Annotated in this window: 2 protein-coding genes; both read left to right on the top strand. The window is 71.8% G+C overall.

The window, feature by feature from the left end; all coding sequences use genetic code 11:
- The coding region (locus tag ACFR9S_RS11695) for a DUF7109 family protein (protein WP_379818738.1) at positions 1-342 on the top strand (342 nt) is incomplete at its 5' end.
- A 43-nt stretch (positions 343-385) separates the two neighbouring features.
- The coding region (locus ACFR9S_RS11690) for an NUDIX hydrolase (protein WP_379818736.1) at positions 386-962 on the top strand (577 nt) is incomplete at its 3' end.

The following is a 962-nucleotide window of genomic DNA, read 5'->3' as shown; positions in this document are numbered from 1 at the left end:
GAGGCGATCCGGGAGTACTACCTCGTCGAACTCCCCGCCGACGCCGTCGAGGGCGAGGTCGACGCCGACGCGGTGCTGATCGTCGGTCCCGTCGCGTTCCCGATGCTCCCCGACGAGGGCGAAGATCTCCCACATATCCTCGACGTGCCCGCGCGCTCGGTCGACCGCGCGACCGCGGCCGAGCACGCCGCCGAGCGCCTGCGCGCGGAGGCCGAGACGGCCGTCGACGAAGGCGACGAGGAGCGTGCCGCGACGCTGGCCGACGTGACCTACGACGTGGAGGCGTGGGGACCGGTCGAGCTCCGGGAGACTCGCGAGCGCCTACTCGCGCTCGGGGAGTGAAACCGACGAAGCGTTTTTGACCGACTACCGCCGACAGTGAGATATGGAACTGTCGGGGCTCGGCAGCTACGAGCCGGTCACGATCGCCGACGCGGAGCGCTGGGCCAGCGTGCTCGCGCCGGTGGTCGAGCGCGACGGCGAGCCCTCGCTGCTGTTCATCAAGCGGGCCGACCACCTCGGCTCCCACCCCGGCCAGATGGCGTTTCCCGGCGGCGGTCACGAGCCGTTCGACCCGGACCTGACCGCCACCGCCCGCCGCGAGGCGTTCGAGGAGATCGGCCTCCCGGAGTCCGATCCCTCGATCGTCGGCCGGCTGGACGACACCACGACCACCTCCGGCTACGCGATCCGCCCGTTCGTCGCGGAGGTGCCCGACCGCGAGTACGAACCCGACGAGCGCGAGGTCGCCGAGATCACGACGCTGCCGGTCTCGGCGCTGACCGACCCCGCGAACTACGAGTCCGAGCGTCGGGAGCGCGCCGGCGTGGGCGACGTCCGCGTCCACTACTTCCACGTCGGCGACTACACCGTCTGGGGCGCGACGGGTCGGATGCTGGTCCAGCTGCTCGAACTCACGACCGACTGGCGCGCGCCGGAGACACCCGACCGGGTCGTCGACG

The organism is Halolamina salina, from assembly GCF_042678005.1.
Lineage (GTDB): Archaea > Halobacteriota > Halobacteria > Halobacteriales > Haloferacaceae > Halolamina > Halolamina salina.
The sequence above is the reverse complement of the archived record's forward strand: the minus strand, read 5'-3'. Positions and strand labels throughout refer to the sequence as shown.